Here is a 13,826-nt window from a genome sequence, read left to right on the forward strand (position 1 = left end):
GCAACTGTAATGCTAAGCATTACCTCAAGCAGGGTGCTGAAAACGGCAGCCTGTTTCATGTGCTCAGCGGATTGGCTTCGGTAGCAGCGGTAACCCGCAGCCCTCAACTGGCGCAGGAATTGCGAGTGCTCATCCGGCGCTCAAAAGCAGCCGGGGCGATCGACGTCACTGCTGACAATTTATTTCGAATCGGCATGATTGCTGCCGCATCCCACCCTGAGCTCGACGAATGGTGCGGGTATGTAGGTGAGTGGACCACCGAGCTTGCGTATTGGGACCTGTCGCGCGACGAGACGACACGACTCCACTCACACGTCAGATGTTTGTGCAGCATAGTTCCCGAACTCTGGACTACATTGGGGCGAGCGGAAGCGGCGCTGGCGGCGGCGTCTGGCTAGAAGTGGGTACGACGGTGCTCCCAGTTTCAGGGTTGTAAGAGCCCCCGAGTCTAACTCAAGCCCACGCGTGGACAGCTTTTGAGAGGCGCCATGAATATAGCGAGATGGCGCAACCCCCGACCTCCAGCGTGATCGCGGGCACGGTCTGCTTTCAGGAAGCCGATCTTTACGGCCGAGATGCTGCGTTGCGGCCCGGCAGTCCTGGGGCCGGGAGTTGACGGGCTGCTTTGAGTGCGATGACGCAGGATAGCTACCATTCAACAGGGGCGCGCATCCCAAAAGGCGCCTAAGATGAACGCTGACGACGGCACCCACAATTTTCTCGCACCGGCTACGCTACGTTTGGCCCGCTCTCCGCACTTCCGGTAGCACCCACTCTAGCTTGGAGTTCGGAGATCAAGAGCCACATTTTGCAGTCGGAAACCGCTGCCATCCCCGCGCTCGTCATGATGGAAGCTGACACTCCAGCGCTTTGTTGCCGGGTCAATGGACACGACGTCGTAGCACATCGGCTTGCCTTCTGCTCCGACGCTTGATCCGCAGCCGACCACCGTGACCTCGGCGTCAGCGGTCGGCCGAACGGTGGAGAGATGTGGGATATGTTTATGGCCGTGCAGAACGAGTCCGACATTACGTCCCATGCACCAACTCAAAAACTCCTCCGCTCCCTCGAAAGCGATGAACCGCTCATCACCCCCGAATCTGGCGAGGAGGCGTTCATAGAGCGCGGTGGGTTGTGAGCCGTAGCTGACGGGATGGTGGTGGACGAGCGCAATGTTGAAGTAGGAGCCAACATGATTGTCGCGAGCGACCGCATCCTCGAAGCGCTCGGCGCGGTCGAGCCGCTGGCGCTTGCTCACGCAACCCCGCGCGAAGTCCCCGCTCTCGCTCGAATTAAAGGAGTAGAAGACCGCTTGGATATCGTCATCGACCTCAATTGGTGACCAATCGAGGTCGGTGACATACTCGGCCGCCCGGCCTATCCGACCTAGCGCGTTGCCTTTAACGCGGACATCATGGTTCCCCGGAACGACCAAGAGGCGTTTGGTGGTCGAATCTTCAACGTCGCGCCGGAACTCATCAAACGAAGCCCGCAGACCCTCGCTCGGGGTGTCGAAAAGATCGCCCGTCACCGCAACCCTGTCAACTGTTGGAAGTACGCCGCGCAAATGACGCTTTAGGTAGGATCGTCTAAGCGTCGCCTCTTCAAGGCCGATGTGGAGATCGCTGAGGTGGAGGATCCGCTTTGTGCTTTGGCGAGATGCCTGTCTCAATATAGCGTCATCCGTCGCCCTCAGACCACCGGCCAACGCATCGAGCAGATCGTGACGCAGGAAACGTAGAGCGTCGTCGAGGCCAAGTGCGCAAGCGCTGCCCAGCCGTGTCCAGAAGAGGACTCCGGGCGGTGCGATGGGTTGCCGAGCAAGCTCTCGCAGTGCCGGAAAAGGGTCGACGAACTGTGACAGGCCCCCTCCAAATCGCTGATGAGGTAGAAGGACGAGGCCCTTTGCACCCGAGCTTATTCCCGCCTCCATGAAGAATTGGAGGCTTCGTTCGTCAAGCCTCCAATCGTTCTCTGGCAGGATGAGCGCGTAGAAGTCGTACCCGATGAAATAGGTGCGAAGTGGGTCGATATACTTCCGCGGGTCGACAGGTTGAAGATTTCTTAGGTCGTCGAACTGGAAATCGAGTTCTCGAAATTGCTGGGACGCCGCATTAGCCACTTCAGCTGTCCAATCGACAGGCGTCCCCTGGGTCGAACTGATGAGGTTACCGTTGTATGCCAGCGACATCAGGAAGGTGCCTAGTGTTTCGCGATCGACGCGAGGTGCGGGGGCGCCCGTTTCGTCGGTAAGATAGCCGACCAGATTGATATGACTGATGTCGAACCGCGCCCCCATTCTATCCCCCGTACTCACCAGTTCCTTGCAGCCCCACCACACCTTTTATTATGGCATGCGTGCGATCCAAAGAAAATTAGGCGCGCCCACGATTTCCAGCATTGTCACTCGCTATGTCCGCTTCCGGGCGTAGGCAAAGTCAATCTCTATGGCTGACTTGCGGCGCAATGCCTCCATTCGCTGTGGTTTTTGCCTGCCAGACCTAAGACGCAAGCACGGGCTGACCAAATCTTTGGCGACCGAAACTCGGAAACTCACCTTAAAAGGCAAAACCTTCCGTCCGCCTACAGAAGCTCTGGGAAAGGGTCATGGTGCCCAGAGGCGGAACCGAGAGAACTGCCTATGTGGCTGTTTCGGAATACATTTTCGATGCGAAAAGAGCCGCCAATACCAACATAAATACCAACAGAATTTTTCTGTGGATTGGTGCGATTCCAATTCTCAGTGATAAGAAATCGACGTTCTCGTAGTGGCCGGCCGGTCGCAGGTTCTCTTGAATTGCACATTGAGCAAGGACCGGCGCTTGAAAAGGAAAATATCCCGATCGGTGTGGTCACCGAGGTTCAGGGCACGCGTTGGCTGGACGTGACGATCACCGGGCAAGCCGCGCATACGGGCACGACCGAACTCGCCTACCGCCGCGATCCGATGGCCGCCGATGCAATGCATCATCTTTTTGCCAGCGTTGTGCCGCGAGACGAACGGGCGCGCCTGGTCTGCAATGCCAGTAAACCCGCGCGACGGCTGCTACCCAAGTGATAGAACAGGTTCAGTGAACCGAAGGTCCATTTTTGAACAGCGCCATCAACGTCTGGCGAGGTAGAGGCGGCGTGCATCAGTGTTCAGCATGGCGACGAGAGCGTCCGCAGGAACTACAGGTGTGCACCACTTTTCTCCGAATTCTACCTTCCAGCGGCCATTCCAAGCGCATTACTAATCGCGGTGATTGACGTGTTCCGTTGGCATGCCTCGTCTAGCCCGGCATGTTCATCACGATCTTGCCGAATGGCCCGCGGGCCAGATGATCGAGCGCGGCCGGCAAGTCGGCAAATGCGTACTCCGCATCGACTACAGGTTTGATTCCGGTCTGATCGATAGCGCGGACGAAATCCTCAAGTGCCTTGCGGTGGCCGACCTGAATGCCTTCAACGGTCAGGTGCTTGAGCGCCAACGGGGCAAAATGGCCTGAAATGTCGAAACCCTCAAATACGCCGATGAGCGAGACGCGCCCGAAAACGGCAGCCGCCTGCAGGGCGCGTCCCAAATGCGCACCGCCGACGATTTCGAGGATGTGATCTGCGCCACGGTCTCCCGTCAGGCGGTAGACCGCCTCCACCCAGTCTTCCTTTTTGCGGTTGATCCCATGCCTTGCGCCCAATGCCTTTGCGCGCTCGAGCTTGTCGTCGTCGCCCGAGACCACGATCACGTCCGCGCCGTGCGCGGCCGCGATCTGGAGCCCGAACAGAGCGACCCCGCCGGTGCCCTGCACCACCACCGTCTGGCCGGCATGAAGGCGCCCGCGCTCGACCAGCGCGGTCCAGGCCGTGAGGCCGGCGCAGGGCAGTGTGCTTGCCTCGACATCATTCAGGCTTTCGGGCGCTTTCACCGCCCAGCCCTGATCAAGCACGATGTATTCGGACAGCACGCCCTGCATGGCGCCGCCCAGTGTGCGGTAATTCGGCTCACGCGCTGTGCCGAAGCCGGGACCGTCGATCCAGCCGGGAATGAAGGTCGAGATCACTCGCTCCCCCGGCTTGAAACGCGTCACGGCAGCCCCTGCCGCAACCACCACGCCCGCCGCGTCGGAGCCCAGCACGAACGGGTCCGCCTTGGCGGCAAAGCCCAGCCCATCCTCGATAAGCAGGAGATCACGATAGTTCAGCGAAACGGCGGAGACTTTCACCAGGATCTCGTGTTCGGCAGGTGCCGGCACCGCGGCCGAGACCAACCCAAGATTGGCGCGGCCGACATCCTTCAGCGTCCACTGCTTCATCGTATCCGTCATGACATGCTGGTTCATCGATTTTGCTCCTGCTGAACATAGACTCGCAACATATTCGCTCCATTGGAGTTGCAGTGCGGATGATTTCTCCTCTAAATGTATCCATTCATTCTGCAATGGTGCGCATGACAGACCGGCTGAGCGGAATTCGCGAATTCGTCACCGTGGTGGAGGCGGGCAGCTTCGCCGCCGCGGCCGCGCGGCTGAACCTTTCCCGTTCGGCGGTCGGCAAGGCGGTGGCGCGGCTGGAGGCGCGGCTTGGGGTGCGCCTATGCCACCGAACGACAAGGGTGCTCAGCCTGACGGAGGACGGGTTTGCCTTCTATGAGCGCTGCACGCGCGCCCTTCGGGAACTGGATGAGGCGGAGCAGGCGCTGGAAAGCGGCCGCGCGGAGCCGGCGGGGAAGGTGCGCGTCACGGTTCCGGTCGTGTTCGGCCGGCATTGCGTGGCGCCCATCCTCTACGACGTGGCGCGCGAGCATCGCGGGCTCGTGCTGGAAATCGCCTTCACCGACCGACCTGTGGACATTATCGAGGAAGGCTATGACCTAGCGGTGCGTAACGGCACGTTGCCCAAAGATCCCGGGCTGATGACCCGCACGCTCGCCCGCCAGAGAATGTCGGTCTGCGCGTCTCCGGCCTATCTCGAAAGACACGGCCGGCTCGCGACGCTGGCCGACCTGTCATCCCACCAGGCGATCGACTATGCGAATCCGCGCTACACCAGGACTTGGCTGTTCCCCGACGGGCAAGGCAAAAATGTCGAGATCGTCATGAAGGGCCGCCTGCGGCTCGACGACCTCGAGGCCATCGGAGATGCCGCCGCGGCCGGTCTGGGGCTTGCGTGGCTGCCCTATTGGCTAATCCGCTCGCGCATCGCCAAGGGCGAGCTTATCCGCCTCTTCGATGATCTGCCCGCAACCGAATTCAACAGTTCAGCGCTCTGGCCGCGCACGCCCTTCCTGCCATCGCGTGTACGCGTCCTCATCAACGCGCTGGCGGCGCGGATGCCTGCAATGATGGGGTGAGCTTCGCGCGATCTCGCCGTGAGTCACAGCTCTTGGCTCATCATTCTTGTTCGCGAATCTCAGCGCGAACTTTGCAGTCGTAGCAATTCGGCCGCCCGGACGATGTTCAGCCGGCACTCGCGGATCTTCTGGATGGCTTTGAGACGGTGCAGCACTTTGTGCGACGATGTTACAAAGCAAGGCATGACGGCTCCGCAATCGCCCGGCTTGTCCGGACGCCAGGCTGAATAACAAATTGAGGCGCGAAATCGCGCTTGTCCAGTTGTAGGATGATGTGACATACATCAACCCCTAGTGACGCTGTTCTGGTCGTCGCTGCCGTCAGTGCACAAGCGGATGCTCAGGGCTGTCAAATCCGCTTTCGATCCTGACGGACTCATGAATCCGGGATGCCTGTTTTCGGAGGAAAAGGAACTCGCATGAAGCAGCGTTCGCCGATGATCGGCGTCTTCGAAGCCTTGCCCCGTCGCGTCGCGGCGCTGCTGAGCCGGGAGATCGAATCTGGCGAAGTCAGTCCCGGCAGCCGGCTTCCGACGGAGCAGCAATTTGCCGAAAAATTCGGCGTTAGCCGCAACGTGGTCCGGGAAGCGATCGCCCAGCTTCGTGCGGACGGAATGATCGAGGCTCGACAGGGTGTCGGGGCATTCGTGCTAGCGCCCGAGCAGCGCACCGCCATCCGCATCGATCGCGAGGCCCTGAAGAACGACGCGAATATGGAGCATCTCTTCGAGCTGCGGCGCATCCTCGAAACCGAGTCAGCGACGCTCGCCGCCACCAGGCGCAGCCAGGAACATCTCGATGCTATCAAGGAAGCGCTCGACCGAATGGGCGGCGAGGAGCGCTGGGAGGAAGGCAGCATCGAGGCCGACCTGGCTTTTCATCGGGAAATCGCCCGAGCCACCGGCAACAGCTATATCCATACCTTCATCTCCTTCGTCTGCGAGCAGATACGCCGTTCCATCCACTATGCCCGCCAGACCAATCCACTGCACGACCTGGTCGAGATCAATGTCGGTGAACATGTAAAAATCTATGAGGCCCTCGTGGCTGGCGACGCGGATGCCGCCGGCGAAGCAATGCGCGAGCATATTATCGGCGCGGCCGATCGTGTCGGCATCCGCCTTCCGCTGCCGCAAAGCCCTACCAATTCGAGGTAAACCATGCCGCTCGGCCAAGCCAAGAAGATCTCCGATGTCTGCCTGCTCGTGGAAAACATTGATCGGACAGTCGATTTCTACGTCAACAAGCTCGGATTCCGCACGCGCCGCCGCGCCGAGGGATTCGCCGACTTCCACAACGACGGCATCACCCTTGCTGCTTGGGAACTTGATCATATCAACCGTCATGCCGGCGTCTCCAACCTGCGGGCGCCAAAAGGCGCGCACAAGGTCTGCGTCGCAATGCAACTCGACACGCCTGGCGAGATCGACCGCCTCTACGCCGAGCTCTCGGCCAAAGGCGTCTCCTTCCACCGTGCGCCGGACGACTACGTCTGGAACGCCCGCTGCGTCTACTTCACCGATCCGGACGACACGCTCTGGGAACTCTACGCCTGGCTCGAGGGTGGCCCCGGCGACTACCACGACGAACAGCCGTGACCGATCCTTCGGCCAGGCCGGCCGCAGGCGACAAGCATCCTTGGCAAACAACAGGAGCAAAACAATGAGTGGGAACACGCAGAATTGGAACCGCCGGTCCTTTATGAAGGCCGGTATCGCGGGCGTCGCGGCATTCGGGCCGGGCATCCAACTGTTCGGCGGCACGGCAAACGCTGCCGCCAAGGTGGTCATCCAGTATGACTGGCTGATGTCGAACGGCCAGATCGGCGACGTCGTCGCTGTCACCAACGGCTACTTCCAGGAAGCAGGTCTGGAGGTCGAATTCAGTCCGGGCGGACCAAACTCGGCAACTGTGCCGCCGGTTGTTTCGGGTTCGGCGCAACTCGGCCAGTTTTCCGAAACACCGCAGCTTTATGCCGCTCGCGCCAGCGGCGTTCCGGTGAAGATCCTTGCCTGTGGCTTTCGTACCGGCCCCTACGCACTGACATCGAAGCCGGACAAACCTATTCGCTCGGTCGCCGACCTCAAGGGAAAAAAGATTGGCATTCAACCGACGGCCCGCTTCGCCATGGATGCCGTGCTGGCCAAGAACGAGATTGATCCGGCCGACGTCACCATCCTCAATGTCGGCTTCGACAAAGCGCCGCTTGTCCGGGGCGAAGTTGATGCCATCGGCGGCTGGATCACCAACACCCAGGCGCTCAGCGTTGTCGGCGACGATCGCGTTGATCTTTTGTTGAGCGATCTCGGTTTGGCATCATATGCCAACGTGTATTTCGCCACTGACGAGGCAATCGAGACGGACCCGGAGACGCTGGCGAAGTTCATCGGCGCTGTCGCCAAGGGCTGGGGCTGGGCTCATGCCAATCCCCAGGAGGCGGTGAAGAAACTGGTTGCGACCTATCCGGAGATCGATCTCGACTGGGAGTTGAAGACGATCGACCTGGTCCTGAAGCTTAGCTTCGACTCCGACACAGCGCGCGACGGCTGGGGCACGTTCGATCCTGCTTCCATCGAAAGCCAGATCGCACTTTTGGACCAGATCGGGCAGTATCCGAACGGACGGCCGAAATCCGCGGATGTCTATACGACCAAGGTCCTCGGTCTTTCGGCAGCCGAACGCCCCAAGCTCGCCGCACCTGGTGCCTGAACGGACGATGGGGAACGCGATTCACGCTGCGGGGCTGGACGTCGGCTATCCCGGCCCTCATCACCCCACCACAGTGCTCTCCGGCCTCGACCTCGATGTCGAGGCCGGCACTTTCCTGTCGATCCTCGGTCCGTCGGGTTGCGGCAAGTCGACCCTGCTGCGGGTCATCGCCGATCTGATCGAACCGCTGGCTGGAGAGATCAGGGTGCTGGGTGAAACACCGCGATCAGTCAGATCGCGCCGCGACGTGGGTTTCGTGTTCCAGGATTCGACACTGCTGCCGTGGCGCACAGTTCGCGACAACCTGAGGCTTCCGCTTCAAATTGGACGTGGAAGCCTCACCCGTCCAATCGAGGACAAGACCGAAGAACTCCTTGCTCTGATGAGCCTTTCGGCTCTGGCCGACAGATTTCCCCATCAACTGTCCGGCGGCCAGCGACAGCGGGCGGCCATCGCTCGCGCGCTTCTCGGCGAGCCGCGATTGCTGTTGATGGACGAGCCTTTCGGCGCGCTGGACGAAATCACGCGCGACCGGCTGAACGATGAACTGCTCAATCTCTGGCGGCGCACCCGAACCACCATCCTCTTCGTCACGCATTCGATCGCCGAAGCGGTCTATCTGGGCGAAAGGGTGATTGTGCTTGCAGCCAATCCCGGCCGTGTCGTTGCCGATCGTGATCTCCAATCCGTCAAGCAGCCCGGCAACCGATGCTCTCGGGAAGACCCGGTGATCGTCGCCACCATGGCCGGCATGCGCGCGGCGCTGGAGGCGGCATCATGATCGCGCACGGCGGACTTTCTCCGACCGCCCAAGCCGTCCTGCCAATCCTCGGAGTTGGCTCGTTGCTGGTCGCTTGGCAGTTTTTGCTGCCAGCCGCCGGCGTGCCGGCCTACATCGTGCCCACGCCATCGGCTATATTCGCCGTATTCGCCAAGAGCGGACCGCTACTCCTGGGTAATTTCTGGCCGACCGCAATCGAGGCTATAGCGGGCTTCACGATCGGCAATTTTTCAGCGATCCTTCTTGCGATCGTCTTTGTTCACAGCCGGATTCTGCAAGCCGCCTACTTCCCCGTCGTTCTGTTCTTCAACACGATCCCGGTCCTTGCCTTGTCGCCGATCATCATTTTGATTTTCGGGCTTGGCATGACACCGAAGATCGTGATCGCCGCCGTCATTTGTTTTTTCCCGACCCTTATCAACATGATCCGCGGTCTGGATTCAGCCACTGCAAATGAACATGAACTGTTCCGTGTCCTGTCGTCGAACCGCTCCGAGCTATTCTGGCGGTTGAGGCTGCCCCGCGCCTTGCCGATGCTGTTTTCCTCGTTGCGCATTGCGTCCGCCACGGCTGTCATCGGCGCCATAGTTGGCGAATGGATCGGCTCCGACAAAGGTCTTGGCGCACTCATCATCCAGGCGACGTTCAACTATCAATCCGACCGGCTTTACGCGGCGATCGTGCTGTCTTCCTTGCTGTCCATCGGCCTTTTCCTGGTGGTCGTCACCGTCGAGCGTAAATTGATCCGGTACTAGCGCTGTTAGGATTCCGGATCTTTTTTACATCCAGTTTCGGTGCAGTCTTTCGAGTCCGGGCATTTGAGGCCTGCTATCGAAGCAGGAGCGGACGTTCGGCTGCGTCGCTTCAGCTTGCTGATACGAAGACGGTGCTCGCTTCGCTCACAATCGAAACATGCTCCCTTGCGGCCGTGCCGGCGGCCGCGCCGTCCCCGCGCAGCACGGCTCTGACAATTGAGTCATGCTCGCTCCAGGACTTCGAAAGCCGACCGGGCAAGCGGAACTGCGCCCTGCGGAACGGCGCGAGGCGGGCACGTGTTGCGAGGGTCAACTCCTCAATGTGCTTGCTATGCGCGCCGCGGTAGAGCATCGAATGGAAATCGGTATTGTAGGCCTCATAGTCGGCCTCGGCCCCGAGCCGCACCAGCGCCGCCGAGGATTGATGCCGGCTTTCGAGCGTTCGGCGCTCGGCGGGGCTCATGCGCTCGGCTGAAAGGCGCGCACAGATCGCCTCCAATTCGGCCATGCTCTCGAACATGGAAGTCAGGTGCGCGGGTTCGACCACCGCAACGATCGCGCCGCGATTGGGCCGTCGATCGACCAGACCCATTGCGCTGAGCTGGCGCAGCGCTTCGCGGACAGGCGTGCGCGAGACGTCGTAACGTTCGGCAAGCTTGATCTCGTCGAGCTTTTCGCCGGGACGAAGAACGCCTGTGACGATCCGGTCGGCGATAGCGCGCACCATCTCGTCCACCGTCGTTCCCGTCCTGATGAGTCCGCGTCGTCGCGCCAAGCTGAGCTCCGCTGAAAGCCGCATCTCGGCAACGCCGAATCCCGATGCAGCATGGGTCAATCCTTATGACCAAGACTTGGGCAGAAGGTCAAGTTGGCTAGAACTTAGGCGGCAAGTGCATACACTTGCGCATGATTTATGCATCATACCGGACACAACGTCCGTGATTGCAAGGAATCGCCGCCTTTCGGACTTGGCATAGCGATTGCATGCACTTCCTCAACAGGCCGTCATCGTTCAACTCAGGAGCCCCCATATGACCGACCGTCTCATGTTTTCCCGCCGCCAAATACTGAAAACCTCGGCAGCCGGGGCAGTGCTCGGCTTCGCCCCGTCGCTGCTGCCGGTTCGGAGCGCCTTTGCCGCCGGCGCGACCATAGGCTTCATCTATGTCGGCCCGAAGGACGATTACGGGTACAACCAGGCGCATGCCGAGGGCGCCGCCGTGCTGAAGGGCATGGAAGGCATCTCGATCATCGAAGAGGAGAACGTGCCGGAGACGGTCGACGTCCAGAAGACGATGGAGTCGATGATCAATCTCGACGGCGCGACAATGCTGTTCCCAACCTCGTTCGGCTATTTCGATCCGCACATGCTTGCGATGTGCGAGAAGTTTCCGGAAATCCGGTTCCGTCACTGCGGCGGCATGTGGAGCGAGGGCAAGCACCCGAAGAACGCGGGTTCATATTTCGGCTATATCGGCCAGGGACAGTATCTGAACGGCGTTGCCGCGGGTCATGCGACGAAGACCAAAAAGATCGGCTTCGTCGCAGCCAAGCCAATCCCGCAGGTTTTGCTCAACATCAACTCCTTCCTGCTCGGCGCGCGATCGGTCGATCCCGCGATCACCTGTCAGGTCATCTTCACCGGCGAATGGTCGCTGGCGGTCAAGGAAGCGGAAGCCACCAACGCTCTGGTCGACCAGGGCGCCGACGTCATCACCTGCCATGTCGACAGCCCGAAGGTGGTCGTAGAGACGGCTGCCGGCCGCGGCACCTTCATCTGCGGCTACCATGCCAACCAGAGCCCGCTCGCCCCGGAGAAATACCTGACCGGAGCGGAGTGGAACTGGGCCAATATTTACAAGATGTACGTCGAGAAGCTGGTGGCCGGCGAGGAACTGCCGAACTTCACCCGCGGCGGCCTGGCCGACGGCTTCGTCAAGATGAGCCCGCTCGGATCCGGCGTAAGCGAGGCGGCGCGAGCCCAATTCGACGGCACGCTCGCAGAGATCATGAAGGGCGGTTTCTCCGTCATCAAGGGGCCGCTCAACAACAATAAGGGCGAAGTAGTGGCCACCGAAGGCCAGGCCTTTGTCGAAACCGCCATCGAACTGGAAAGCATGGACTATCTCGTCGAGGGCGTTGTCGGTTCGACTTCCTGAACCTGGTTTGGCCCGGAGTTCGGTGATGGCGTCATGACAGAAATAGCGAGCGGCCCGGTTGCTTCGACCCTTGGCGGGCCGGCGCTCGCGGGCGCCCTCGAATGGGCCGCGCGGAGGGCGGAGGGCCTCGTCATCCCGCTCGCCGCACTGATCGTCGGCATGGCTCTGTTCAGCATCTTCATAATGTTGCTTGGTAAATCGCCGGCACAGCTGTTCGATCTGATGTGGCGGGGTGGCTTTGGGTCCTGGTTTTCCGTCCAGAATACGCTGTCGCGGGCCGCACCTCTGCTGCTCGCGGCACTCTGCGTTGCGCTGCCGGCGCGGCTCGGCCTGGTGGTTATCGGCGGCGAGGGCGCGATCGTGCTTGGCGGCGTGGCCGCCGCAGCGATGGCCGTCTTGGTGCAGGGGGCGCCGGCGCTCATAGGCGTTATTTTGATGGGAATCGCGGGGGCGGTCGCCGGCGGCGTCTGGATAGGCGCCGTCGGCGCACTTCGCCACTACCGCGCCGTCAACGAAACCATCTCGTCGCTGCTGATGGCCTATATCGCCATCGCGCTGATGAACCATCTGGTCGAGGGGCCGCTGCGCGATCCTGCCTCGCTCAACAAGCCGTCTACGCATCCCATGGACCCGGCCTTCGTCGTCGGCGCGGTACCGGGCATGGACGTACATTGGGGATTGGTCGCCGGTATCATCGCCTGTGTCATCTCCTGGATACTGATCGAGAAAACCCGCTGGGGCTTCGCCGCCCGCATCGCCGGTGGCAATGTACGCGCCGCGCAGGTCCAGGGCCTCGCCGTCGGACCGCTGATCGTCGGCTTCTGTGCGCTCGCCGGCGCATTCGCCGGGCTCGCCGGTATGATCGAGGTCGCCGCCGTCCAGGGCAACGCCAATGCTTCGCTAGCGTCCGGCTACGGCTATACAGGCATCCTCGTCGCTTTCCTCGCTCGCCATAATCCGCTGGCGATCATCCCGGTCGCCATCCTGCTCGGCGGCATCGACGCATCGGGCGGCCTGCTGCAACGACGCATGGACTTGCCGGACGCCACCGTGCAGGTGCTCCAGGGCATGATCTTCATCGTCATCCTGTTCAGCGAAACTTTTTACGGGCGCCTCAGGGTGTTCAACCCGGATCTCTGGAAGAGGCCCGCCTGATGGAGCAGACCGACCTCGGCCTGTGGGGCGTGCCGCTCGCCATTCTGGGCGGGGCGATCCGCGTCTCGACCCCCTTCATCTTCGTCTCGCTCGGCGAGGCGATCACCGAGCGATCCGGGCGCATCAATCTCGGCCTCGAAGGCGTTCTGGTGTTCGGCGCGATGACGGCCTATGCGGTGGCCGTACTGACGGGTTCACCCTGGCTGGGCGTTCTGGCCGCATCTGCTTCGGGCGCTTGCTTCGGACTGTTCCACGGCTGGATCTGCAAATTTCCCAAGGTCAACGACATCGCCATTGGCATTGCGCTGATGCTGCTCGGCTCGGGCCTTGCCTTCTTCTTCGGCAAGCCGTTCATCCAGCCCTCGGCGCCGGACCTGCCGGCCATCCCCTTCGGCTTATGGTCGAACTCCTCGCAGGTGCAGGCCGCGCTCAACATCAACATCCTGTTCCTTATCGGCGCAGCGCTCGCCGTCTTCCTGTGGTGGGCATTCAAGAACACGCGAGCCGGGCTGATCGTGCGCGTGGTCGGCGATTCTTCCGACGCGGCGCGCGCCATGGGGATCAACCCGAACACGGTGCGGCTGCTGGCTACCGCGATCGGCAGCGCGCTGGCAGCCATCGGCGGGGCCTATCTCTCGCTCTATTATCCGGGAAGCTGGAACGAGGGCATCTCGTCCGGGCAGGGGCTGATGGCGGTGGCGCTGGTCATCTTCGCGCGCTGGAACCCGCTCGGCTGCTTTGCCGCAGCACTCCTTTTCGGCGGTGCGGGCGCGCTTGGCCCGGCCCTGCAGTCGGTCGGCGTCACGCAGGGCTACTACCTATTCTATGCCGCGCCGTACATCCTCACCCTTCTCATCATGATCGCGACCTCGTCGCCCGGTCGCGCGCTTGCCGGCGCGCCTGGCGTACTGTCGATAACCAAGTGAACCGGAACTTCC

Annotated in this window: 14 protein-coding genes and 1 pseudogene; 12 read left to right on the top strand and 3 right to left on the bottom strand. The window is 61.3% G+C overall.

Annotation, left to right across the window (positions count from 1 at the left end):
• A partial coding sequence (locus G6N73_RS22530) for a hypothetical protein (RefSeq protein WP_206079028.1) occupies positions 1 to 398 on the top strand: 398 nt, incomplete at its 5' end.
• A 377-nt stretch (positions 399 to 775) separates the two neighbouring features.
• On the opposite strand, the gene G6N73_RS22535 is transcribed toward G6N73_RS22530, so the two are convergent.
• The gene (locus G6N73_RS22535) at positions 776 to 2,299 is read right to left on the bottom strand and encodes a metallophosphoesterase family protein (RefSeq protein ID WP_165031720.1); all 1,524 of its coding nucleotides are present in this window, start codon (positions 2,297 to 2,299) and stop codon (positions 776 to 778) included.
• 471 nt (positions 2,300 to 2,770) lie between these two features.
• Here G6N73_RS22535 and G6N73_RS22540 point away from each other — a divergent pair.
• A pseudogene (locus G6N73_RS22540) lies at positions 2,771 to 3,013 on the top strand (Zn-dependent hydrolase); the annotation flags it as partial.
• Positions 3,014 to 3,272: 259 nt separating this feature from the next.
• On the opposite strand, the gene G6N73_RS22545 reads toward G6N73_RS22540, so the two are convergent.
• Entirely contained in the window at positions 3,273 to 4,319 is a 1,047-nt protein-coding gene (locus tag G6N73_RS22545; RefSeq protein WP_246252440.1) for a zinc-dependent alcohol dehydrogenase family protein, read from the bottom strand.
• Between the two features lie 107 nt (positions 4,320 to 4,426).
• Between G6N73_RS22545 and G6N73_RS22550 the strand changes: the two genes are divergently transcribed.
• The 7 genes from G6N73_RS22550 (at position 4,427) to G6N73_RS22580 (ending at position 9,574) form a co-directional block, all read left to right on the top strand.
• Complete coding sequence (locus G6N73_RS22550; protein ID WP_165031724.1) at positions 4,427 to 5,329, top strand: LysR family transcriptional regulator; 903 nt, start codon at positions 4,427 to 4,429, stop codon at positions 5,327 to 5,329.
• Between the two features lie 324 nt (positions 5,330 to 5,653).
• A complete protein-coding gene (locus G6N73_RS22555; RefSeq protein ID WP_343044709.1) occupies positions 5,654 to 5,752 on the top strand; it encodes an FAD-linked oxidase C-terminal domain-containing protein in 99 nt (32 codons plus the stop codon).
• Positions 5,749 to 6,486, top strand: coding sequence for a FadR/GntR family transcriptional regulator (locus G6N73_RS22560; protein ID WP_165031726.1), 738 nt, complete (start codon positions 5,749 to 5,751; stop codon positions 6,484 to 6,486). Before G6N73_RS22555 ends, G6N73_RS22560 begins: the two co-directional genes overlap by 4 nt.
• Positions 6,487 to 6,489: 3 nt before the next feature.
• On the top strand, positions 6,490 to 6,927 hold the full coding sequence (locus G6N73_RS22565; RefSeq protein ID WP_165031728.1) for a VOC family protein: 438 nt from the start codon (positions 6,490 to 6,492) through the stop codon (positions 6,925 to 6,927).
• A 64-nt stretch (positions 6,928 to 6,991) separates the two neighbouring features.
• A complete protein-coding gene (locus tag G6N73_RS22570) occupies positions 6,992 to 8,038 on the top strand; it encodes an ABC transporter substrate-binding protein (RefSeq protein ID WP_165031730.1) in 1,047 nt (348 codons plus the stop codon).
• 7 nt (positions 8,039 to 8,045) lie between these two features.
• On the top strand, positions 8,046 to 8,819 hold the full coding sequence (locus G6N73_RS22575) for an ABC transporter ATP-binding protein (protein WP_165031732.1): 774 nt from the start codon (positions 8,046 to 8,048) through the stop codon (positions 8,817 to 8,819).
• Positions 8,816 to 9,574, top strand: a complete 759-nt coding sequence (locus G6N73_RS22580; protein ID WP_165031734.1) for an ABC transporter permease — start codon at positions 8,816 to 8,818, stop codon at positions 9,572 to 9,574. The genes G6N73_RS22575 and G6N73_RS22580 overlap by 4 nt, the downstream gene beginning before the upstream one ends.
• 109 nt (positions 9,575 to 9,683) lie before the next feature.
• On the opposite strand, the gene G6N73_RS22585 is transcribed toward G6N73_RS22580, so the two are convergent.
• On the bottom strand, positions 9,684 to 10,373 hold the full coding sequence (locus tag G6N73_RS22585; protein WP_165031736.1) for a GntR family transcriptional regulator: 690 nt from the start codon (positions 10,371 to 10,373) through the stop codon (positions 9,684 to 9,686).
• A gap of 232 nt (positions 10,374 to 10,605) precedes the next feature.
• On the opposite strand from G6N73_RS22585, the gene G6N73_RS22590 reads away from it, so the two are divergent.
• The 3 genes from G6N73_RS22590 to G6N73_RS22600 are packed head-to-tail and all read left to right on the top strand — an operon-like array spanning position 10,606 to position 13,814.
• Positions 10,606 to 11,733 carry a BMP family ABC transporter substrate-binding protein gene (locus G6N73_RS22590; RefSeq protein WP_165031738.1) on the top strand — a complete coding sequence of 376 codons (1,128 nt, stop codon included), beginning with the start codon at positions 10,606 to 10,608 and terminating at the stop codon, positions 11,731 to 11,733.
• 33 nt (positions 11,734 to 11,766) lie between these two features.
• Positions 11,767 to 12,888 (top strand): ABC transporter permease, encoded by a 1,122-nt coding sequence (locus tag G6N73_RS22595; RefSeq protein ID WP_165031740.1) that lies wholly within the window; start codon positions 11,767 to 11,769, stop codon positions 12,886 to 12,888.
• Positions 12,888 to 13,814, top strand: coding sequence for an ABC transporter permease (locus G6N73_RS22600; protein ID WP_165031742.1), 927 nt, complete (start codon positions 12,888 to 12,890; stop codon positions 13,812 to 13,814). The genes G6N73_RS22595 and G6N73_RS22600 overlap by 1 nt, the downstream gene beginning before the upstream one ends.
• The last annotated feature ends 12 nt before the right edge of the window (positions 13,815 to 13,826 follow it).

This window comes from Allomesorhizobium camelthorni (assembly GCF_011045125.1).
Taxonomy (GTDB): domain Bacteria; phylum Pseudomonadota; class Alphaproteobacteria; order Rhizobiales; family Rhizobiaceae; genus Allomesorhizobium; species Allomesorhizobium camelthorni.

What these genes read in the sequence shown, in the direction of transcription:
- G6N73_RS22535 (WP_165031720.1), bottom strand. Translation starts at nt 2,299, where the DNA reads ATGGGGGCGCGGTTCGACATCAGTCATATCAATCTGGTCGGCTATCTT.
- G6N73_RS22545 (WP_246252440.1), bottom strand. Translation starts at nt 4,319, where the DNA reads ATGAACCAGCATGTCATGACGGATACGATGAAGCAGTGGACGCTGAAG.
- G6N73_RS22550 (WP_165031724.1), top strand. Translation starts at nt 4,427, where the DNA reads ATGACAGACCGGCTGAGCGGAATTCGCGAATTCGTCACCGTGGTGGAG.
- G6N73_RS22560 (WP_165031726.1), top strand. Translation starts at nt 5,749, where the DNA reads ATGAAGCAGCGTTCGCCGATGATCGGCGTCTTCGAAGCCTTGCCCCGT.
- G6N73_RS22565 (WP_165031728.1), top strand. Translation starts at nt 6,490, where the DNA reads ATGCCGCTCGGCCAAGCCAAGAAGATCTCCGATGTCTGCCTGCTCGTG.
- G6N73_RS22570 (WP_165031730.1), top strand. Translation starts at nt 6,992, where the DNA reads ATGAGTGGGAACACGCAGAATTGGAACCGCCGGTCCTTTATGAAGGCC.
- G6N73_RS22575 (WP_165031732.1), top strand. Translation starts at nt 8,046, where the DNA reads ATGGGGAACGCGATTCACGCTGCGGGGCTGGACGTCGGCTATCCCGGC.
- G6N73_RS22580 (WP_165031734.1), top strand. Translation starts at nt 8,816, where the DNA reads ATGATCGCGCACGGCGGACTTTCTCCGACCGCCCAAGCCGTCCTGCCA.
- G6N73_RS22585 (WP_165031736.1), bottom strand. Translation starts at nt 10,373, where the DNA reads ATGCGGCTTTCAGCGGAGCTCAGCTTGGCGCGACGACGCGGACTCATC.
- G6N73_RS22590 (WP_165031738.1), top strand. Translation starts at nt 10,606, where the DNA reads ATGACCGACCGTCTCATGTTTTCCCGCCGCCAAATACTGAAAACCTCG.
- G6N73_RS22595 (WP_165031740.1), top strand. Translation starts at nt 11,767, where the DNA reads ATGACAGAAATAGCGAGCGGCCCGGTTGCTTCGACCCTTGGCGGGCCG.
- G6N73_RS22600 (WP_165031742.1), top strand. Translation starts at nt 12,888, where the DNA reads ATGGAGCAGACCGACCTCGGCCTGTGGGGCGTGCCGCTCGCCATTCTG.